18 protein-coding genes are annotated in these 16,892 nt (G+C 72.0%); 6 read left to right on the plus strand and 12 right to left on the minus strand.

Annotation, left to right across the window (positions count from 1 at the left end; genetic code table 11):
- The first annotated feature begins 12 nt into the window (after window positions 1–12).
- The 3 genes from OO68_RS04625 to OO68_RS04635 are packed head-to-tail and all read left to right on the plus strand — an operon-like array spanning window position 13 to window position 1,376.
- Window positions 13–444, plus strand: coding sequence for a roadblock/LC7 domain-containing protein (locus OO68_RS04625; protein ID WP_030838918.1), 432 nt, complete (start codon window positions 13–15; stop codon window positions 442–444).
- 1 nt (window position 445) lies between these two features.
- Window positions 446–805, plus strand: coding sequence for a DUF742 domain-containing protein (locus tag OO68_RS04630; protein ID WP_033306782.1), 360 nt, complete (start codon window positions 446–448; stop codon window positions 803–805).
- A complete protein-coding gene (locus OO68_RS04635) occupies window positions 792–1,376 on the plus strand; it encodes a GTP-binding protein (protein ID WP_033306783.1) in 585 nt (194 codons plus the stop codon). The genes OO68_RS04630 and OO68_RS04635 overlap by 14 nt, the downstream gene beginning before the upstream one ends.
- Before the next feature lie 54 nt (window positions 1,377–1,430).
- Here the strand turns inward: OO68_RS04635 and OO68_RS04640 are convergent, their stop codons facing one another.
- The 7 genes from OO68_RS04640 to OO68_RS04670 form a co-directional block, all read right to left on the minus strand.
- A complete protein-coding gene (locus OO68_RS04640; protein WP_033306784.1) occupies window positions 1,431–1,976 on the minus strand; it encodes a hypothetical protein in 546 nt (181 codons plus the stop codon).
- A gap of 124 nt (window positions 1,977–2,100) precedes the next feature.
- Window positions 2,101–3,057 (minus strand): ABC transporter substrate-binding protein, encoded by a 957-nt coding sequence (locus OO68_RS04645; protein WP_033306785.1) that lies wholly within the window; start codon window positions 3,055–3,057, stop codon window positions 2,101–2,103.
- Between the two features lie 77 nt (window positions 3,058–3,134).
- Complete coding sequence (locus tag OO68_RS04650) at window positions 3,135–3,800, minus strand: ABC transporter permease (protein WP_033306786.1); 666 nt, start codon at window positions 3,798–3,800, stop codon at window positions 3,135–3,137.
- Window positions 3,797–4,513: an ABC transporter permease gene (locus OO68_RS04655; RefSeq protein WP_033306787.1), complete on the minus strand. Its 717-nt coding sequence runs from the start codon at window positions 4,511–4,513 to the stop codon at window positions 3,797–3,799. Before OO68_RS04655 ends, OO68_RS04650 begins: the two co-directional genes overlap by 4 nt.
- The gene (locus OO68_RS04660) at window positions 4,510–5,634 is read right to left on the minus strand and encodes an ABC transporter ATP-binding protein (RefSeq protein WP_033306922.1); all 1,125 of its coding nucleotides are present in this window, start codon (window positions 5,632–5,634) and stop codon (window positions 4,510–4,512) included. Before OO68_RS04660 ends, OO68_RS04655 begins: the two co-directional genes overlap by 4 nt.
- 80 nt (window positions 5,635–5,714) lie before the next feature.
- Window positions 5,715–7,172, minus strand: coding sequence for a sensor histidine kinase (locus tag OO68_RS04665; protein ID WP_033306788.1), 1,458 nt, complete (start codon window positions 7,170–7,172; stop codon window positions 5,715–5,717).
- Window positions 7,169–7,867 carry a response regulator transcription factor gene (locus OO68_RS04670; protein WP_033306923.1) on the minus strand — a complete coding sequence of 233 codons (699 nt, stop codon included), beginning with the start codon at window positions 7,865–7,867 and terminating at the stop codon, window positions 7,169–7,171. The genes OO68_RS04665 and OO68_RS04670 overlap by 4 nt, the downstream gene beginning before the upstream one ends.
- A 209-nt stretch (window positions 7,868–8,076) precedes the next feature.
- On the opposite strand from OO68_RS04670, the gene OO68_RS04675 reads away from it, so the two are divergent.
- From OO68_RS04675 to OO68_RS04685, 3 genes are read left to right on the plus strand one after another with little or no spacing between them, the layout of a single operon-like run.
- On the plus strand, window positions 8,077–9,363 hold the full coding sequence (locus tag OO68_RS04675) for a ferredoxin reductase family protein (RefSeq protein ID WP_033306924.1): 1,287 nt from the start codon (window positions 8,077–8,079) through the stop codon (window positions 9,361–9,363).
- A gap of 13 nt (window positions 9,364–9,376) precedes the next feature.
- Window positions 9,377–9,790 carry an FMN-binding protein gene (locus OO68_RS04680; protein WP_033306789.1) on the plus strand — a complete coding sequence of 138 codons (414 nt, stop codon included), beginning with the start codon at window positions 9,377–9,379 and terminating at the stop codon, window positions 9,788–9,790.
- A gap of 4 nt (window positions 9,791–9,794) precedes the next feature.
- On the plus strand, window positions 9,795–10,586 hold the full coding sequence (locus OO68_RS04685) for an FAD:protein FMN transferase (RefSeq protein WP_051814416.1): 792 nt from the start codon (window positions 9,795–9,797) through the stop codon (window positions 10,584–10,586).
- Here OO68_RS04685 and OO68_RS04690 read toward each other — a convergent pair.
- The 5 genes from OO68_RS04690 to OO68_RS04710 all read right to left on the minus strand — a co-directional run bounded on the left by OO68_RS04690 (window position 10,511) and on the right by OO68_RS04710 (window position 16,888).
- Window positions 10,511–11,449, minus strand: a complete 939-nt coding sequence (locus tag OO68_RS04690) for a Dyp-type peroxidase (protein ID WP_033306790.1) — start codon at window positions 11,447–11,449, stop codon at window positions 10,511–10,513. The two genes, OO68_RS04685 and OO68_RS04690, sit on opposite strands and share 76 nt — an antisense overlap.
- A 132-nt stretch (window positions 11,450–11,581) precedes the next feature.
- Window positions 11,582–13,636 (minus strand): beta-galactosidase, encoded by a 2,055-nt coding sequence (locus OO68_RS04695; protein WP_033306791.1) that lies wholly within the window; start codon window positions 13,634–13,636, stop codon window positions 11,582–11,584.
- Window positions 13,637–13,664: 28 nt separating this feature from the next.
- Complete coding sequence (locus OO68_RS04700; RefSeq protein ID WP_033306792.1) at window positions 13,665–14,483, minus strand: carbohydrate ABC transporter permease; 819 nt, start codon at window positions 14,481–14,483, stop codon at window positions 13,665–13,667.
- Window positions 14,480–15,421: a carbohydrate ABC transporter permease gene (locus OO68_RS04705; protein WP_033306793.1), complete on the minus strand. Its 942-nt coding sequence runs from the start codon at window positions 15,419–15,421 to the stop codon at window positions 14,480–14,482. The genes OO68_RS04700 and OO68_RS04705 overlap by 4 nt, the downstream gene beginning before the upstream one ends.
- A 114-nt stretch (window positions 15,422–15,535) precedes the next feature.
- A complete protein-coding gene (locus OO68_RS04710) occupies window positions 15,536–16,888 on the minus strand; it encodes an ABC transporter substrate-binding protein (RefSeq protein ID WP_078625164.1) in 1,353 nt (450 codons plus the stop codon).
- Window positions 16,889–16,892 lie beyond the last annotated feature (4 nt).

Raw genomic sequence — 16,892 nt, forward strand, 5'->3', positions numbered from 1 at the left:
AAGGACACCGCAATGACACGCCCCATCCCCGCCACGCACACCCAGCTCGACCAGCTGCTGACCGGACTCGTGGAGCGGGTCGCCGACGTTAACCAGGCCGTGGTGCTCTCCGAGGACGGCCTGGTGGTCAGCAAGTCCACCGGATTCCTGCGCGACGACGCCGAGCGGCTCGCTGCGACCGCCTCCGGGCTGATGAGCCTCAGCAAGGGCGTCAGCATGGATTTCCGGGGCGGTCCGGTGCGCCAGGCCCTCATCGAGATGGCCAACAGCTATCTGATCCTGACCTCCGCCGGGCCCGGCGCGCATCTGGTCGTGCTGACCGGGCCGGGCGCGGACGTCGGGGTGGTGGCGTACCAGATGAACATGCTGGTGAAGAAGATCGGCGAGCACCTCAGCGCGGCACCGCGGGGCACGGCCGGACCCGTCGTCGATCCCGGCGTGTGAGGTGACGGTAGGTGATCCGGCGGGCCGGCTCGTCCGGCTGTTCGCTCTGACCGGCGGGCGGACCCGCCCCAGCCGCGCGGACTTCACGCTCATCTCGACGGTCACGGCGGTCGATCCGCCGCCCGCCACGGCTTCGCGGTGCCAGCCCGAGCACACCCGGATCCTGCGGCTGTGCGCCGAGCCGGTCGCCGTGGCCGAGCTGGCCGCCCGGCTCGACCTGCCGGTGAGCGTGGTCGTCATCCTGCTGTGCGACCTGCTGGAGGCGGGCCGGATCACCGTCCGCCCGCCGCGTCCCGTCTCCCGTACCACTCCGGACCTGGACCTGCTGCAGAAAGTGAGGGACGGCCTTGGCCGGCTCTGACCTTGCCACTGACGCGTCTTCGGCACCCGACACGGTCAAGATCCTCATCGCCGGGGGCTTCGGCGTCGGCAAGACCACCCTGGTCGGGTCGGTCAGCGAGATCGTCCCGTTGCGCACCGAGGAACCCCTGACCATGGCCGGTCTGGGCGTCGACGACCTGGAGGGCATCGAGGAGAAGCGGGCCACCACCGTGGCCCTGGACTTCGGCCGGATCACCATCAGCCGGGAACTGGTGCTGTACCTGTTCGGCACCCCGGGGCAGCAGCGGTTCTGGTTCATGTGGAACGACCTGGCGCTCGGCGCCCTCGGTGCCGTGGTCCTGGTCGACGTGCGCAGACCCGAGTGCAGCTTCGCCGCGATCGACTTCTTCGAGCGCCGGGGCATTCCCTTCGTCGTCGGCGTCAACGGCTTCCACGGCGAACACCCCTACCCGCCCGAGGACATCAGGGAGGCACTCGCCCTGCCGGAGCACGTGCGGGTGCTGCTGTGCGACGCCCGGGACCGGGAGTCGTGCCGGGACGTGCTGATCGCGCTGATCGACCAGCTGATCGCGGCGGCGGTGCAGGCCTGAGCCGAGGGCGGCTCGATTCCGGTAGGGTGCCGGTCGGTTCCGGGTGGGTGCGGCTCAGCTCCCGGCGGGTGCGGGCCCGGCCCCGTCGGGCACGGGGCGGCCCGTGAAGGCGTCCAGGACGATGCGGTCGCCGACCGGTCCGTCCAGCTTCACCGTGACCTTCTTCCCGCGCAGTTCACTCGTGCAGGGGCCGTCGTGGAGGCCTGTCACGGCGGCGGACAGCACGACGCTGCCGCTGGTCTCCAGCACGTCCACGACGGGGCCGTCGTCGCAGGAGCCGTGGTGGGCCTCGACGGTGAGGGTCCGGCCGTTCCCGGCGACCTGGGTCAGGCCGCCGAGCGGGGCCAGCACGTCGGCGGGTACGTTCTGCCCGAGCGGCCCGATGGGCGGTGCCACGAGGCGGTAGCCCGCGCGCCACCGATCGGCGGCCCGGGAGCCGTCCCAGGCCTTGGCCACCTGCTGGGCGCGGGCGTCGGAGCGCGGGGACGGTTCGGTGCCGCCGGCCTCCGCCGAGCCGCACCCCGCGGCGGCTCCGGCTCCGGCGGCGGACAGGGCGAGGACGAGGAGGAGGCGGGCCGTGCGGGTCATGTCGGTACGCATGACGCTCCCAGGGGTTCGCGGTGACCGGGGATGGTTCCGTCCCTGTGACGCCCCACCCCCGGCCCGCGTTCGGCCCCTTCCGGATCCGCCCGGGCCCGTTACCGCACCGTGACGGGCGGCGCGGTCAGCTCAGGCCCGCCGACTTCAGCCACGCCGTCGCCACATCCAGCGGGTCCTTCTTCTCCAGCTGCACCTGCGCGTCCAGCTCCAGGAGCGTCTTGGTGTCCAGCTTCGCCGAGACCGCGTCGAGCGCGTCGACGCCCTTCTGGGAGAGGCCGTCCTTGTGGACCAGCGGGGTCACGTTGGCGAATCCGAAGAGGTTCTCCGGGTCCTTCAGGACGACGAACTTCTCCTTCACGATGGTGGGGTCCGTGGTGAAGATGTCGGCGGCCTGGACGGTGTTCCTGGTGAGCGCCGCCTGGGTCAGAGGGCCACCCGCGTCGAGCGCCTTGAAGGACTTGAACTCCAGGCCGTACACGGACTTCAGGCCCTCCAGGCCCTGGTGCCTGGTCTGGAACTCGGGCGAACCGCCGATCACCAGGTCCGGAGCGGCCTTCTTGAGGTCCGCGAGGGTGGACGAGGAGGTGAGCTTGTACTTCTTGGCGGTCTGGGCGTTGACGGTCACCGAGTCCTTGTCCTCGGCCGGCGAGGACTTCAGCAGCGTCAGCTTCTTGTCGAGCTTGGCCTTGACGGCCTCGTTGACCGCCTCGGCGGACTTCTGCTCGGCCTTGGGGTCCAGGTAGGCGAGCAGCGAACCGTTGTACTCCGGCAGCACGGTGACGGAGCCGTTCTTCATCAGGCCGTACGTCGTCTCGCGGCTGCCGATGTTGTGCTTGTAGGTGACCTTGATGCCCTTGGCTTTGAGGGCCTCGCCGTAGATGTCGGCGAGCAGGGTGCTCTCGGCGAAGTTGTTGGAGCCGACGACGACGGTGCCCGCCTTCGCCTTCTCGCCCGCCAGGGGGTCGTCGGAGGTGTCGCCGGACGAACAGCCCGCGAGCAGTGCCGCAGCGGCGGTGAGCGCGGCCACTGCCGCGCCGGTGTGCCTCGTCCTGGACCAGCTGCTCTTCGCGGTAGAAGTCATTCACCGATCCAATCCAGCCCCTTTACGATCAGTCAAGGGACGCCTGGTCACGGTTTCTTACAGACCTCGTGAGGACGTCAGCGCCTGCGCACTCCCGGTGACACGGCCAGGCGGCCCACCGCCCAGAACACCGCCAGCGTGAGGAGTGCCAGAACGGCCACGAGGGTGGCGCCGCCGACCACCTTCTCGTAGTTGCGCTGGTAGAGCCCGTCGACGATGTACCGGCCGAGGCCGCCCAGGCTGACGTAGGCGGCGATGGTGGCCGTCGAGACGATCTGGATGGCCGCCGAGCGCAGTCCGCTCAGGATCAGCGGCAGCGCGACCGGCAGTTCGACCTGGAAGAGGATCCGCGACTCGTGCATGCCCATGCCGCGGGCGGCGTCCACCGGGGACGGGTCGACGGTGCGGACGGCCTCGTAGGTGGTCACCAGGATCGGCGGCACGGCGAGGATGACCAGGGGGATCATCACGGGCAGCAGCCCGAAGCCCATCACGATGACGATCAGCACGAGCAGGCCGAAACTGGGCAGCGCGCGGGCCGCGGTGGCGATGAACGCGAGGGCGTTGCCGCCCCGCCCGGTGTGCCCGGTGATCAGGCCGACGGGCAGGCCGATCGCGGCGGCGAGGGCCAGCGCCAGAGCCGAGTACTGGATGTGTTCGAGCAGGCGCTGCGGGATGCCGTCGTAGCCGTGCCAGTGGGCGCTGTCGCTGAAGAAGGCGTTGACGAAGTTCAGTACGTTCACCGGGTCACGTCCTGGGGGGCGGGCAGCTTCTGCCGCGTGCTCGGCTTCGGGCGCCTGCGGGTGCCGTTCGGCATCCACGGGGTCAGCACGACGCGGAGCAGCACCAGCAGGGCGTCGCACAGGATGGCCAGGACGGCCGTCGTGATCACGGAGTTCACAGCCAGCTCGGGCCGGTCGTACTTCTGCGCGTCGGCGAGCAGGTTGCCGAGGGCGCCCTGGTTGCCGATGAGGGTGCCGACGCTGACCAGGGAGATGCTGGAGACGGTGGCGACCCGGAGCCCGGCGATGATGGCCGGCACGGCGATCGGCAACTGCACCTGGAGGTAGCGGCGTACCGGCCCGAAGCCCATGGCGGTGGCCGCGGCCAGGGTCTCCTGCGGCACGGACCGCACACCGTCGACGATGGCCGGCACGAGCACCACGAGGCTGTACACGGCCAGCGGGATCATCACGGTCAGCTCGGTCTGGCCGGTGTAGTCGATGAGGACCACGAAGAAGGCCAGCGACGGGACGGCGTAGAGGACGGTGGTGGCGCCGAGCACGGGCGGGTACAGCCAGCGGAAGCGGACGCAGAGCTGGGCGAGCGGCAGCGCGAGCAGCAGGCCGGCCAGCACGGGCAGCAGCGCCTCGCGCAGGTGCAGCCCGATCAGGCCCTGATAGCTGTGCTGGAGGTCGCTCGGGATGTCGAAGAAACCGTCGAAGAAGCCGTTCACGACGCGACCTTGGCCTCGTCGGCGTGACCGGCGGCGTGGGCGCTGCGGATCGCCTCCCCGATGGTGGCCTGCGAGACCACGCCGGTCACGCGGCCGGTGCCGTCGACGGCGACGGCGTGGCCGGACGGGGAGAGCACCGCGCAGTCGAGGGCGGCCCGCAGGGAGTCGGTGCCGGGGACGAAGGGCCGTCCGTGCGGGATGAGCCGGTCGGTCCTGATGTCACCGGCCGTCAGGTCGTCCCGCTCACCCCAGCCGAGGGGACGGCCGTCGGCGTCGGTGACCAGCAGCCAGGGTTCGCCGGGGGCGGCGAGCTGCTCGGCGGTGGCGTCGGCCGGGACCACCGGGCCGGTGGACAGCGGGAGTTCGGCGGAGGGGAAGAACGACAGCCGCCGGATGCCGCGGTCGGCGCCGAGGAAGTCCTCGACGAAGGCGTCGGCGGGGCTGGACAGCAGCTCGGCCGGGGGCGCGTACTGGGCGAGGTGGCCGCCCTCACGCATCACGGCGACCATCGTGCCGAGTTTGATCGCCTCGTCGATGTCGTGCGTGACGAAGACGATGGTCTTGCCCAACTCGTCCTGAATGCGCAGCAGTTCGTCCTGGAGTCCCTTGCGCACCACCGGGTCGACCGCGGAGAACGGCTCGTCCATGAGCAGGACGGGCGGGTCGGCGGCGAGCGCCCGGGCCACGCCGACGCGCTGCTGCTGGCCGCCGGAGAGCTGGTACGGGTACCGCTTGGCGAGCGCGGTGTCGAGGCCCACGCGTTCCATCAGCTCCGCCGCCCGGGCCCGGGCCTTCTGCTTGCCCCAGCCGAGCACGCGCGGCACGGTGGCGATGTTGTCGAGGATCGTGCGGTGCTGGAAGAGGCCGGCGTTCTGGATGACGTAACCCATGGACCGGCGCAGGGTGGTGACGGGCCGGCGCTGGATGTCCTCGCCGTCGAGGAGGATGGTGCCCTCGCTCGGTTCGACCATGCGGTTGATCATCCGCAGGGTGGTGGTCTTGCCGCAGCCGGAGGGTCCGACGAGGACGGTGATCGAGCGGTCGGGTATCTCCAGGGAGAGCCGGTCGACAGCCACCGTGCCGTCCGGATAGCGCTTGGTGACTGATTCGATCCGTATCAAGGCGCCGGAGCCCTTCGGGTTGGCGGAAGCGTTGGCCATGGTCGTACGGGCTGTTTCCGGACGAGTCTAGAGGGCGCCTCTCACCGGTCGGCGGGGTGGACGCCCGGCGCGGGCAGGCGCACCGTGAACACCGTCGCTCCCGGTGCGCTGTTCAGCTCGATGCGGCCGCCGTGGGCGCGGACCAGGGACTGGGCGACCGCGAGGCCCAGGCCGCTGCCGCCGCGGTCGCGGGTGCGGGCCTTGTCGACGCGGTAGAAGCGGTCGAAGACCCGCGCCCGGTCGTCGGGCGGGATGCCCGGCCCGGTGTCGGCGACCCGCACCTCGGCGGCGCCGGGCAGGAGGGCGACCTCCACCGACACCTTCGTCCCGGCGGGGGTGTGCACCGCCGCGTTGGTCAGGAGGTTGTCGACGACCTGGCGGATGCGCAGCGGGTCCATCGGCAGCATCACCGGCCCCGGTCCCGCGAGGACGGTCAGCGGATGGTCCGGGCGGCCCGCGCGGAAGGCGTCCGCGGCCTGGCCCACCAGCTCCACCAGATCGGCGTCCTGCAGCCGCAGCGGCGCCTCGACCTCCGCCGCGTCCAGCCGGGCGAGCAACAGCAGGTCGTCGAGGAGGATGCCCATGCGGGCGGCCTCGGCGCGCAGCCGGGCCAGGTGCCGGTCGCGTTCCTCGGGGGCGTTGGCGGCGGCGTACTGGAAGAGGTCGGCGTAGCCGCGCACGGACATCAGCGGGGTGCGCAGCTCGTGCGAGGCGTCGGCGACGAAGCGGCGCAGCCGCTGCTCGGCCTCGGCACGGACGGCGAGGGAGTCGTCGATGTGCTCCAGCATCGTGTTGAAGGCGGTGCGCAGTTCGTCCACCTCGGGGCCGCCGTCGCGGCCGTCGGCGCGCAGCGGCAGCCGGGCCGCCGACTCGGTCAGGTCGTGCGAGGTGATGCCGTGCGCGGTGGACGCCATGTCGCTGAGGGGCTTCAGGCCGCGGCGCAGCATCCGGCGGCCGAAGACGACCAGCGCGAGGAGTGCGAGGGCGAAGGTGACGACCTGGAGCGTGATCAGCTGCCCGACGGTGTCCTCGATGTCCTCCAGGGGGGCGGCGCTGACCAGGACCACGCCGGGCTCGACCTGGCAGGCGCGCAGCCGGTAGGAGCCCGCGCCCTTGAGGTGCTCGGTGCGCAGGAGTTCGGTGTGCGCGGCGGTCTGGGCCCGGGCCAGAGAGGTGAAGTCGTCGACGTCCTTGGGCAGGTCGGCCGGGTCCTCGGGCCGGCGGAGCTCGGGGGTGCCGTCCGACACGTCGTACACGGCGTAGAACCAGCTGTAGTACTTCTTGCCCGAGAGGGTGCCGTAGTCCGCGATGCTCTTGGACTGGGCGATCTGGGCCTGCGCGAGCTGGGTGTCGAGCTGGGCCGACAGGTAGTCCCGCATGTACGTGGTCAGGGCCGTGCCGACGACGGCGAAGACGACCAGGGACAGGGCGCCGAGGCCGAGCGCCATCCGGGTGCCCAGGCGCATTCCCCGGTAGGCCCGGCGCAGCCGGGCGATCACTCGGCGGCCTGTCGCAGCACGTACCCGAAGCCGCGCACGGTGTGGATGAGCGGCGAGCCGCCCTCGTCGGTCTCGTCCAGCTTGCGGCGCAGCCGGCTGACGACCAGCTCGACGACGTTGGAGCGGCCGCCGAAGCCGTACTCCCACACGTGGTCGAGGATCTGCGCCTTGGTGAGCACGGTGGGCGACTTGCGCATGAGGTAGCGCAGCACCTCGTACTCGGTGGGGGTCAGCGACAGCAGCCGCTCGCCGCGCCGGACCTCCCGGGTGTCCTCGTCCATGGTGAGGTCGCCGACCTGGAGCACGGACCGCTGGAAGGCGGGCCCGGCGCTGCGTCGCAGCACGGTCCGCAGCCGGGCCATCAGCTCCTCCACGGCGAACGGCTTGACCAGGTAGTCGTCGCCGCCCCGGGTCAGGCCGGCGACCCGGTCGGCGACGCCGTCGCGGGCGGTGAGGAACACCACCGGCACCATCGTGCCGGAGGCGCGCAGCCGGTCCAGGACGCCGAAGCCGTCCACACCGGGCAGCATCAGGTCGAGCACCACGATGTCCGGGTGGAACTCGGCGGCCCGCCGCAGTCCGTCCTCGCCGGTGTACGCCGTGACCGCCTCCCAGCCCTCGTAGCGGGCTACGGTCGCGACGAGATCGGCGATGGGCGGGTCGTCGTCGACGACGAGTAGTCGTACTTTTTCCACGAGCTCATAGTGCTGCACGGGCCGGGCGCCGCCATAGCCGCGTGACCTGCCGCCGCGGGATCGATAAAAACTTGAAAGTTGAGCGACAGCTTCCCGACAGCTCCCCCGCGCCAAGCTCGGTGTCCCAGGAGCCGATCAAGGAGCTGCCGACCGTGACGACCCTCCGACAACCTCCCGTGGCGGCGACCCGCCCCGGTGTGCGCCCCAGAGTGGTGGGCCGCGCCGGCCTGTACGCGGTGCTGCTGGCGAACGCGGTCGTGGTGGCCGTGTTCTTCGCGCAGGCCGGTTTCGCCTCGAACGCGCTGATCGTGCTGGGCCGGCTGACCGGTCTGTACGCGGCGCTGCTGATGGCGTTCCAGCTGCTGCTGGTGGCGCGGCTGCCCTGGTTCGACCGGCGGATCGGCATGGACCGGCTGACGTCCTGGCACCGCTGGACGGGCTTCTCGGTGCTGTGGCTGCTGCTGTCGCACGCGGTGTTCATCGTCTTCGGCTACGCGCAGGCCTCCTCCCTGGACCCGGTGAACCAGCTGGTGGACCTCGCCGAGACGGTCGAGGGGGTGCTGCGGGTGATCGTCGCGCTGGCGATCATCCTCGTGGTCGGGGCGGTCTCGGCCCGCTGGGCCCGGCGCCGGCTGGCCTACGAGACCTGGCACTTCGTCCACCTGTACACCTACGTGGCGGTGGTGCTGGCGTTCACGCACCAGGTCACGGCCGGGACGACGTTCGCCTCGTCCCCGGTCGCGACGGCGTACTGGTACGCCGTGTGGGGCGTGGCCCTCGCGTCGGTGTTCACCGGCCGGCTGGTGCTGCCGCTGTGGCGCAACCTGCGCCACCGGCTCCGGGTGACGGCCGTCGTCCCGGAGAACGACGACGTCGTCTCGGTCTACATCACGGGCCGCGACCTGGACCGGCTGCCCGCCCGGGCCGGGCAGTTCTTCCTGTGGCGGTTCCTGACGAGGGACCGCTGGTGGCAGGCGAACCCGTTCTCCCTGTCCGCCGCCCCCGACGGCCGCACCCTGCGTCTGACCGTCAAGCGGGCCGGTGACGGCAGCGCCGCCCTGCGACACCTGAAGGTCGGCACGCGCGTCTTCGCCGAGGGCCCCTACGGCGCCTTCACCGCCCTGCACCGCACCCGCCCCGACGCCGTACTCATCGCCGGCGGCGTCGGTGTCACGCCCATCCGGGCCCTGCTGGAGGAGCTGCACGGCCACGCGGCCGTGATCTACCGCGTGGCCACCGACCAGGACGCCGTCCTCTACGGCGAGCTGCGCGATCTCGCGCTCGCCCGGGGTGCCGAACTGCACTTGGTCACCGGCCCGCCGGTGCCGGACCGGCTGGCGCCGCGGGAGCTGGCCCGGCTGGTGCCGGACATCGCCGAGCGGGACGTCTACCTGTGCGGTCCGCCGCCCATGATGAACGCGGTGCTCGGCAGCCTGCGCGAGCTGGGCGTGCCGAAGCCGCAGACCCATTTCGAACGCTTCAGCCTGGCCGGATGACGAGGAGAGACCCGTGAAACGAGCCCTGCCCGTCCTCGTCCTGAGCGTCGCCGGTCTGATCCCGCTCTGGCGCTACGCGCCCTCGCACGACACCGGGTCGTCGTCGGCCCCCGCGCAGGCGGCGGCACCGGCGTCCACTCCCTCGGCCTCCTCGTCGGGCGGCACCACGACCACCGTCGTAGCGGGGTCGCTCGTCGACACCGAGAAGGGCCCGGTGCGCGTCGAGGTCACCTTCGACGGCGACGAGATCGCCTCGGTGCGGATGCTCCGGCAGCCGGACCACCCGCAGACCACGGCCGCCGTGCCGAAGCTGATCGAGGAGACGCTCCAGGCGCAGAGCGCCGACATCGACACGGTGTCCGGCGCCACGGTCACCAGCGACGGCTACAAGGAGTCCCTCCAGGCCGCCCTCGACGCGAAGGGCTGACGGGATGCGGCGCGTCGAGCACGTCATGGGGTTCCCGGTGTCGGTCCGGATCGACGACGAGGACTTCCCCGGGGCACCGGTGGACGCCCTGTTCGCCTGGCTGCGCGAGGTCGACGCCCGCTTCAGCCCGTTCCGCCCGGACAGCGAGGTGTCCCGGCTGGACCGGGGCGAGGTGCGCGAGCCGAGCCCGGAGCTGCGCGAGGTCCTGGACCTGTGCGAGGCATACCGGATCGCGACCGGGGGCGCCTTCGACGCGCGCCTGCCCGGTCGCGGCCTCGACCCCTGCGCCGTGGTGAAGGGCTGGTCGGTGCAGAAGGGAGCGGAGCTCCTGCTGGCTGCCGGGGCGAGGCGGTTCTGCCTCAACGCGGGCGGTGACGTGATCGCCTCCGGCGGGCCCTGGCGCGTCGGCGTGCGCCACCCCGAGCGGGCCGACCGGCTCTGCGCGGTCCTGGACCTGACGGACCGGGCCGTCGCGACCTCGGCCCGCTACGAGCGCGGCGACCACATCCTCGACGGCCGGACCGGCCGCCCGGCGACGGGGCTGCTCGGCGTGACCGTCGTGGCCCCGACCCTGACGGAGGCGGACACGGTCGCGACGGCGGCGTTCGCCCTCGGCGTGGAGGGCGTCGCGTGGGCGGCGGCCCGGGAGCACTGCGAGGTGTTCGCGGTGGACCCCGGGCGACGGGTGCTGCGCAGCCCGGGCTTCCCGGTGGCGGAGGATCAGCCGCCGGGCAGCGCCTCCAGGAAGCCCGCCGGCGGGATGAAGAACAGGCTGCCGGTGACGGCACGCGAGTAGTCCAGCAGCGGGTCGGGCCCCGCGCCCGGGCCGCCCAGGAACATCTTGCGCAGCATCGTCTCGGGTATCGCGGGGGTGCGCGCGTAGGCCACGAAGTACGTGCCGAACTCGCCGTGTCCGGGCCTGCCGAACGGCATCGCCGGGCGCAGTATCCTCTGCTCCGCGCCGTCCGGGCCGAGGACGGTGTTGACGTCCTTGTGCGAACCGGGCGCGTCGAGTTCCAGGTTGGTCAGCTTGGTGCGGCCGATCACCTTCTCCTGCGCCTCGACGGCGAGGGCGTCCCACGCGTCCACGTCGTGCAGGTACTTCTGCACCAGCGCGTAACTGCCGCCCGGGAAGCCGGGATCCTCCTCCCCGACCAGCGCCGCGTCGGCCGCGGCCGGCCCGACCGGGTTCTCCGTGCCGTCGACGAACCCGAGCACGTTGCGCGAGTCGACGTAGGAGAAGGCCTGAGTCTCGTCCCGCACGGTGACCGCCCCGCGCAGCCGCCGCACCAGTTCGGCGGCGAGCGCGAAGCACAGGTCGGTGCGGGCGGCCCTGATGTGCAGGAACAGGTCGCCGGGGGTGGACGGCGCGTGGTGCCGGGGCCCGGCCAGCTCCCGGAACGGGTGCAGCTCGGCGGGCCGCGGACCGTCGAACAGCCGGCCCCACGCCCGGGACCCGACCCCGGCGACGCAGCCCAGCCCGCCGTCGGGACTGGGGAAGCCGACGGAGCGCACCAGGCCCGCGAGGGAGCCCAGCACCTCCCGTACGGCGCTCTCCCCGCCGGGTGCGATCGTGGCGACCAGGAACACCGCGACCGACGCCGGCGGGTTCAGGACCGGTTGCGGCAGCGTCTCTCCCGAGGGCAGCGGTGACGTCATGGCTTCTCATCCCTTCGCCCGGACGGCACGGCCCGCCCGCTCCCCCTCCGGGAGGGCGCGGCCACGCCCCTGACACGATGCCCAGGGAACCGGCGGCCCGAACTCCCGGCAGCCGGGGGATGGTTGGCGGCGCTACTCCTCGCGCAGCACCTTGACGTCCCACGGTCCGAGCGGCACCGCGTCGGCGTACACGGCGTCCGACAGCACGTCCCGCAGGGCCGTCGGCACCGGTACGGACACCGCCTCCCACGACCAGTTGTGCAGGAAGCGCACCCGGCGGCCGTCCCGGGCGGTCGCCGAGGTCGCCGTGACGCTCGGGTGGGCCGGGCGCCAGGCGCCGTCCGGGGCGTAGCGGTCGAACAGGGCCCGGGCGAAGGCCGGATCGGGCACGGTGCCGACGTAGGTGATGCGCCCGGCGCCGTGGCGGCGGGTGGTGGCGGCGGGCCAGCGGCCGAAGTGCGGGTGCTCGTAGGCCGCCAGGATCTCGGCGCCCCGCGGCGACAGCCCGTCCGCCCAGTGCAGGGCGTGCGCGCCGGGCGGAAGGGGGAGCGCGTGCGTGCCGGTGACGGGCAGCGGGTCGCGCAGGTTGCTGAACTCGTCGTACGTCACCCCGGCCGCCTCGGCCAGCCGGCCCGGCTGGAGATCCGTGCGCGCCCGGGCCTCGGTGTCGCCGTAGCCGGTGCGCGGGCCGAGGAGGAGATGCCCGCCGGCCTCCGCGTGGGCCCGGAGCCGGTCGAGGACGGCGTCGTCGGCGGCGTAGTAGGCCGGGACGACCAGGAGGGGCGGCAGGTCCGCGTCCGGGAGCTGCCCGGGGTGCAGGACGCGCGCCTGGAGCCCCGCGTCGAACGCGCCCCGGTAGAACGCGTCGAAGATTCTCTCGTACGAGCGCCCGTCCGGTCCTCCGTCCGCCGCGGCGAGCGGCGGCTGCCCCTGGAGCGCCCACTTGCTCGGCCCGTCGTACAGGAAGGCCACGTCGGCGTCCGGGGTGAGGGACGCGGCGAGGTCACCGGCCCGTTCCAACTCCGCTCCCAGTGAAGCGAGTTCGCGGTAGACGCGGCCGGGGCGGCCGTTGTGCGGGAGGATGCCGCCCCAGTAGGTCTCGGCACCGAAGTGCAGGGTGTGCCAGTGCCAGTACTCGATCATCGAGGCGCCCCGGGAGATCAGCGCCCAGGCGGCCTGGCGCCACTGGCCGTCGTAGGCGGGGCGGTTGTCCCACGGCCCGCCGATGGCCTGCGCGTCGGTCTCCGTGACCAGGAACGGCTCCTGGCGTGAGGAGTACATGCGGTCGGCGCTGCGGTACAGCGCCCAGGTGCCGTTGGTCGTCCAGTCCTGCCCGCCGGTGCCGGTGTCCGGCAGGGCGAGGGCGTCCTGCATCGTGTAGTACGGGTTGCCCGCGGTGACGTCGAGGTGCTCGGTGAGCCGGTCGTCCTCGACGCCCCGGCGGTCGTAGGAGATGCACGTCGTGACGAACTGGCCGGGGCGGGCGTACTCGCGCACGATGCCGGCCTGCCAGGCGATGAACTCGGTGGTGAGCCGGGCCTGGAAGCGCCGCCAGGCGAGGTCGTACTGCGGCTGGGCGTTGCCGTCCGGGGTCCACAGGTCGGCCCAGGTGGACAGCCGGTGCGACCAGTAGACCAGGCCCCACTCGCGGTTGAGGGTCTCCACGTCGCCGTAGCGCTCGCGCAGTTCGTCGGTGAAGCGCTGGAAGACGCCGTGGTTGTGGAAGAGGTGCAGGCCGGGTTCGTTGTCGACCTGCCAGCCGATGACGGCAGGGTGACCGGCGTACCGCTCGGCGACCTTGCGGATGATCCGCTCGGCGTGGAAGCGGAACGCCGGGTGCGTGAAGTCGACCTCCTGCCGGGCGCCCCAGCCGATGCGCTCGCCCGTGCGGGACTCCCCCGCGATCTCCGGGTACTGCCGGGCCAGCCAGGGCGGCACCGCGTACGTCGGCGTCCCCAGGATCACGGAGATGCCCCGCTCGTGGGCGCCGTCCAGGACCGGCTGGAGCCAGTCGAGGTCGAAACGCCCGTTCTCGGGCTCCCAGGTGGACCAGACGGACTCCCCGACCCGGATGACGGTGAAGCGGGCCTCGGCCATCAGGTCGAGGTCGTCCTTGAGACGGTCGTACGGCTGGTACTCGTGGTAGTAGGCGGCACCGAACAGGACGCGCCGGGGCAGCTCGAACATGCTTCTCCTAGTCGGGGGTCGGGGTGGTTCAGCCCTTGACCGCGCCCGTGGACAGTCCTTCGAGGAGCTGCTTGCGCAGCAGCACGAAGAGGGCGACGGCGGGCAGGACGGCGAGGACGGCTCCGGCGAGCACGAGGTCGTACTGCCGCTGCTCCGACACGAACAGGGTCTGCAGCCCCAGCGGCAGTGTGTACTGGGAACTGTCGGACACCAGCACCAGCGGCCACAGGAAGCTGTTGTAGCTCTGCAGGAACTGCCAGACGCCGAGCGCGCCCAGCGAGGGCCGCAGCAGGGGCAGCACGATGGCCCGGAAGATGCCGAACTCGCTCGCCCCGTCGATCCGGGCGGCCTCCAGCACCGAGTCCGGGACGGACTGCACGATGTACTGCTGCATCATGAAGATCCCGAACGCGGGCGCCACCCACGGCACGATCAGCGCGAACCAGGGGCTGCCGAGCCCGGTCTTCACCAGGATCACGAACAGCGGCACGAGGATCACCGCGAACGGTATCGACAGCGAGCTGAACATGACGTTGAAGAGCAGTCGCCGGCCCGCGAAGCGGAACTTGGCGAAGGCGTACCCGGCGAGCGCGCACACGAAGACGGACACGAGGGTGGCGACGACGGCCACCACGGTGCTCATCAGGAACCAGCGCCCGAAGGGCTGCCCGGTGAGCAGGGTGCGGTAGTTGGCCAGTGTGAAGGGGTCGGGGACGAGTTCCGGCGGGTAGCCGAAGATCTCGCCGCGGGGTTTGAACGAGCCGCTCAGCGCCCAGACCAGCGGGGCGAGGAAGCCCACGAACAGCAGGACCAGGAAGGCGTAGAGCGGCATCCGGGCGCGTGTCACGAGGCGGCCCTCCCGATGCCGAGGAGACGGTTGAAGAGCCGGCTGAGGCCGAAGACCAGGACGAACAGCACGACGGCCGCCGCGGCGGCGTAGCCGAACTGCTGGCGCTGGAAAGCGGCCCGGTAGATGAACATCGTCACCGAGAGGGTGGACTCGGCCGGCCCGCCGCCGGTCAGCAGGTACGGCTCCTCGAAGATCTGGGCCGCGCAGATGAAGGAGGTGACGACGACGAACGCCGTCACGGGCTTCAGCGCGGGCAGGGTGACGTTGGTGAAGGTGCGCAGCCGCCCGGCCCCGTCCAGGGCCGCGGCCTCGTAGAGCTCCCGGGGCACGTTCTGCAGCCCGGCGAGGAAGAAGACGGTGAGGTAGCCGGTCCAGCGCCACAGCATCACCAGGGCGATGCTCACCCTGGCCAGGTCCGGATCGCCGAGCCAGTCGACTCCGCCGGAGCCGAACAGGGCGCGCAGCACGGCGTTGGCCAGCCCGAACTGCCGGTCGAAGACCAGGCCGAAGATGAGCGCGACGAGGATCGGGGAGACCACGATCGGCACGAAGTAGGCGGTCCGCCACAGGTCGCGCACGCGCAGGCCGCGGGTGTTGAGCGCCTGGGCGATCAGCAGGGCGAGCGGCACGACCAGACCGAGGGCGACCAGCACGAACACGCCGGTGTTGGCGAGGGCCCGGTGGAAGCTGATGTCGGTGGCGAGCAGCCGGTAGTTGCGCAGCCCCACCCAGCGCGGCGGCCCGAGCCCGACCCACTCCGTGAGACTCAGCCACAGAGAGACCCCGACGGGGACCAGCATGAACAGGACGTAGAGGAGGTAGAAGGGCGAGATGAAGAGGTAGGGCGCCCAGGACCGGCGGCGGCGTCGCGCCCCACCTTTCGTGGCGCTGCGCGCGCGGGCGGTACCGGGCGGCCCGGCAACGGTGGTGGTCATGTGGGTCTGCTCCCATTCCGCCGAGTCCGGCAGCGGGCCTCAAGGGGCGCGGGGCTGAATCGACTTGCGGCTCCGCCGCGGGGCGCGACAAGCCACGACGAGGCCGCAGACGAATCACCGCCCGGCCTGGTCACGAAAATCCGCAGCCGTCTGCTTCAGCGCCTGCCGAGGCGACAGATCCCCGTGGTACGCCCGCAGCAGATTCCCCCCGAGCACGTCGTAGAGAATCGACTGGTCGGGGCTCTGGTGAAACGGCGGGACATCCGGCAGCAGCGAGCGATACAGCCCGAACAGCCGCTGGCCCCCGCAGAAGTCGTCCTCGTACGCCCCCAGCCGCGCGTCCTCGTACACCGACCGCCGCGTGGGCAGATACCCGGTCTCGGTGAACCGCCGCACCTGGCCCTCGTGGGTGAGCCAGGTCCTGAAGAGGAACTCCGTCGCCGCCCGGGTGTTCGCCTTGCCCTCGACGACGCCGAACCCGGTGCCGCCGAGCGCGGCGGTCACCCCGCCGCCGCCCGCGAACCGCGGCAGCGCCCGCACCCGCCATCTGCCCTTCTGCTCGGGCACGTTGGTGACCAGGCCGTAGTTCTTGTACCAGATGGCCATGGGCAGACCGATGACCCGGCCCGTCTTCAGCGCGGTCTGCATGCCCGCCCCGTAGTAGTCGGACACCTCCACGACGAAGCCGCTGCGCAGCCCCTCGCAGAGGAACCGCAGCACCTCCTCGGCTTCCGGCGAGTCCAGGACCAGCGTCCCGTCCGCGTCGAAGAAGGCGCCGCCGCGCTGGTAGAGCAGCATCTGGAAGGACTGCACGACCTGGCCCGGGTCGCTGCCGACCGTGGAGACGACGCACATCGAGGCCCCGTGGTCCCGGTGGACCCGCGCACCGGCGTCGGCGAACTCCTCCCAGGTGCCGACGTCCTCGGGCAGGCCGTACTTCTCGAAGAGGTCACGGCGGTGGAAGTACACGACCATCGGGGTGTCCGAGTCGAAGGCGTAGATGCGGCCGTCCCTGCTGAAGGGGGCGGTGCGGGCCGGCAGCAGGTCCTCCTTCAGCCCGGGCACGGCCGCGATGTCGGGCGTGAAGTCGTGCAGCAGCCGCTCGGCGATGTCGCCGCGCAGCATGCGCGGGAAGCTGCCGATCTCGAACCCGACGAGGTCGGGGGTGCCGCGCCCGGCGACGGCCTGGGCGAGCAGCTTGGTGACGATGTCCGGGGCGCCGGCGCGGGTGACCTTCAGGTGGTAGCGGAAGTCGCCGGCACGGTCGGCCTCCGGGACGCCCTTGCCGAAGAACGCCTCGTAGCCCGGGTCGTGGGTCCACAGGCCGAGGGTGACGTCGCCGGAGGTGCGGGGCGTGGTGCCGGCGCCACCGCAGGCGGAGAGGGCGGCGGCCGTGCCGAGGCCGAAGGCGCCGCGCAGCAGGGCGCGTCGGGTGGGCGGGGCCGGTGCTGCCGGGAGGTACGACACGTGA

This window comes from Streptomyces iakyrus, from assembly GCF_000717055.1.
In the GTDB taxonomy this organism is placed as follows: Bacteria; Actinomycetota; Actinomycetes; order Streptomycetales; family Streptomycetaceae; genus Streptomyces; species Streptomyces iakyrus.